Origin of the sequence: Pseudomonas sp. NFPP24 (assembly GCF_900112095.1) — a bacterium.
Taxonomy (GTDB): domain Bacteria; phylum Pseudomonadota; class Gammaproteobacteria; order Pseudomonadales; family Pseudomonadaceae; genus Aquipseudomonas; species Aquipseudomonas extremorientalis.
In genome coordinates this window covers 1-3,018 of the sequence record NZ_FOKD01000026.1, presented here as the reverse complement: position 1 = coordinate 3,018, position 3,018 = coordinate 1, and the positions used below count along the sequence as shown (strand labels likewise).

At 65.2% G+C, this 3,018-nt stretch carries 1 protein-coding gene and 2 pseudogenes; 1 reads left to right on the top strand and 2 read right to left on the bottom strand.

Annotated elements, in window-relative coordinates; translation table 11 throughout:
* Window positions 1–525: amino acid permease (locus tag BM026_RS28775; RefSeq protein WP_139217594.1), on the top strand; the 525-nt coding region annotated here is incomplete at its 5' end.
* 29 nt (window positions 526–554) lie between these two features.
* Here BM026_RS28775 and BM026_RS29755 read toward each other — a convergent pair.
* A pseudogene (locus BM026_RS29755) lies at window positions 555–1,094 on the bottom strand (methyl-accepting chemotaxis protein); the annotation flags it as partial.
* 318 nt (window positions 1,095–1,412) lie between these two features.
* Window positions 1,413–2,606: pseudogene (locus tag BM026_RS29750) on the bottom strand (HAMP domain-containing protein); the annotation flags it as partial.
* Window positions 2,607–3,018: the final 412 nt, after the last annotated feature.

Here is a 3,018-nt window from a genome sequence, read left to right as displayed (position 1 = left end):
CTGCTGGCGTTCCACAACGCCGCCGCGCGTTACTTCTATGCGATTGGCCGCGATGGGTTGCTGCACAGCCTGCTGGGCACCACCCATCGCGTGCACCAGAGCCCGCACATGGGCTCGGCCTTGCAGAGTCTGATTTCCGCAGTGGTGGTGCTGATTTTTGCTGCGATGGATGCCGACCCGATCCTGCAATTGTTCGCCTGGCTGTCGAACCTGGCCACGTTGTGCGTGATCTTGCTGATGGCGCTGACTTCCGTCGCGGTGTTGGCGTTCTTCCGGCGCCATCCCGAACTCAAGGTGGGGATCTGGCGTGCACGGATTTTCCCCGGTTTCTCCTGCCTGGCCCTGTTCGCAGTGCTGGCGCTGGCGGTGGTGCACTTCGATGTGCTGACCGGGGCCAGCCAGCTCCTGTCCTATGGCCTCTGCGCAATCATTCCCCTGGCCCTGCTGGGCGGTGTGTACCTGGCGGCCCGCTTGCGCAAGGCGTCGCCGGAACGCTTCCGGGCGTTGGGCAGCCACAAGCTCTAAGGCGTGCCCTGCGGCTGGCTCCTCCCCCGTCAAACACGGAAATGGCCCACCAGCTGCTGCTGGTGACTGGCCATTTCGCGCAGTGCATCACTGGCCTTCGCGGCCTCGTGCATGCGCTGGCTGAGGGTTTCGCTGATGCCTCGGATATCGCTGACCCGGTGGCTGATGTCGTCCACCACTGTGCTTTGCTCCAGGGCCGCGCTGGCAATCTGTTGGTTCATCTGTTCGATCACGTCCACGGCCTGGGAAATACCCGCCAGCGCGGCGCGGGTCTGTTGCACCTGGACCACGCTGCCGCTGGCTTGATCACGGCTCAGTTGGGTGCTGTGCACCACGTCCTCACTCAGCTGTTGCAGCGTTTCGATCACCGTGCGTACCTGTTCCACCGAGCGCTGGGTGTTGCTCGCCAAGTGCCTGACCTCATCGGCCACCACCGCGAAACCCCGCCCTTGCTCGCCGGCCCGGGCGGCCTCGATGGCGGCGTTCAACGCCAGCAGGTTGGTCTGCTGCGCAATGCTGCTGATGACATCCAGCACCTGGCCGATCTGGCGGCTGCTGTCGGCGAGGGCGGTGACTTGCTGGAGCGTGGCGTCCAGGCGCTGATCGAGCGCCTCGATGCTGCGCTCGGCTGTGGCGAACACCGCCTGGCCTGATCGGCTCGCGCTTTCGGCGGCGGTGGCGGCATCGGCGGCGCTGTGGGAGTGGCGCGCCACCTCCTGGGCACTGGCGCTCATTTCATGCAGGGCGGTGGCCGCCAGCTCCACTTCGCGGTACTGGCGTTGCATGCCGGTGCTGACGTCGCGGGCAACCCCCGAGGAGGTGTCGGCGCTGTCCCGGGTGTCGCGGGCGGCGGTTTGAATGGCGCGAATCATCGGTTGCAAGGTGTCCAGGAAACGGTTGAAGCCACCGGCCAGCCTGCCCAGTTCGTCGCGCCGCCCGGCGGGCAAGCGTTGGGTGAGGTCGCCGTCGCCTTCAACGATGGCATCCAGCAATTCGACCATCTTGAGCAGTGGGCGTGTCACGCCGTAGGCGGTCACCCAGATCAGCAGCATACCCAGGCCGCTGGCGAGCAGGCCCAGGCCAAGGTTGAAACCGTTGGCGGCGCGGCTTTTGCTGTCCAGCTCGCTTTGCATCTGCCGGGCGGGAGCCTGCACCAGGGCTTGCGGCACTTTGATTTGCAGGTGCCAGCCGGGGTTGCCGTCCACCACCTGCAGGGGCTGGCGGATATCGACAGTGTCCCCCGCGACGGCGCCGCTGCGTCCTGCGATCTGGCCGGCGGGCGACAGGATGCTCACTTCGCCGGCGCCCGAATACAAATCCTGGCCCAACTGGGCGGCGAGCTTTTGCAGGGTGTCGAGGCTGACGTCCATGCCGACCACGCCGAGTACCTGGCCGTTGGCGATCAGCGGCACGGAAATACTGCTCATCAGTACATCGCGACCTTCCACTTGGCTGGTGTAGGGCTCCACCACGCAGGTGCGCCGTTGCGTCTGGGGGCAGCGGTACCAATCGGTGTCCGGGTCGGCGCCGGGGAGCGCATGGTTGGCGGTGATCTGTTCTTCGGTCAGCACATCCTGCACCAGCTGCCCCGGCAGGCTCTGTGACCAGTACAACGCAAAGCGCCCGGTTTCATTGCCGGCCAGGGCGCGTTGCCCGACAAACTCGGCGTCTGCGCCGGCCAGCGCGCCAGGCAACAGCACCACGTACAGGCCGAGCACGTGCTGCTGTTTGAGCAGGGCCTGGCGGGTCACGCTGACCAGCGCTTCGCGCAATTGCGCGGCGCTGAGGCGGCCCTCGAGGGTTTGCTCGCGCAGTTGCAGTACCTGCTCGGCGAACCCTTCGCCTACCAGGGCGCTGTCATTGAAAAAGCGCTCCACGTGTTGGCCATGGGCAACGGCCTGGGCCTGCAGGCGCGCCTCGGCGGCTTGCCCCAGCAGGTGACTGCTCTGCTGCTTGAGCAGATCGGCGCTCTGTTGATTCTGGTACAGGCCGGCACCGATCAGCGCGCCGACCACCACCAGCAGGCACAGCCCGCTCAGCAGGGTGATGCGCCATTGGAGGGTGAGGTGAATTGAACGCATGGCTGAGGTTCCTACGCAAGGCATCCGGGAGAAGGGCGGGGTGACGCGAGCATGCGGCGGGACGCGATAAGCGGCTATCCCGAATCGGCAAACGCTGTGGGCACGCCATGGGTGGCTTGACCTGTTTTGGGGCGGCGCTTCGGATGCTACCGATTTGGGATAGCGAGCGGCTCAGGGGCGGGCATAGGATCAAATTCAGCGTGCAACCAAAACAACAACGCCAGAGGGCACCGATGCCGTTTGATCGGGCCCAATCCAACAGCGACTGCCTCATACAATAAGGTCAAAAAAATGAGTGTATCTATCCCGGTCAACAGCTCCACGGAGCTCAAGCGTGGCGCCCTGGGCGTGGGCTTCATCATTTTCTTTGTGGTTTCGGCGGCGAGCCCGTTGAGCGTGATCGCCGGTGGCT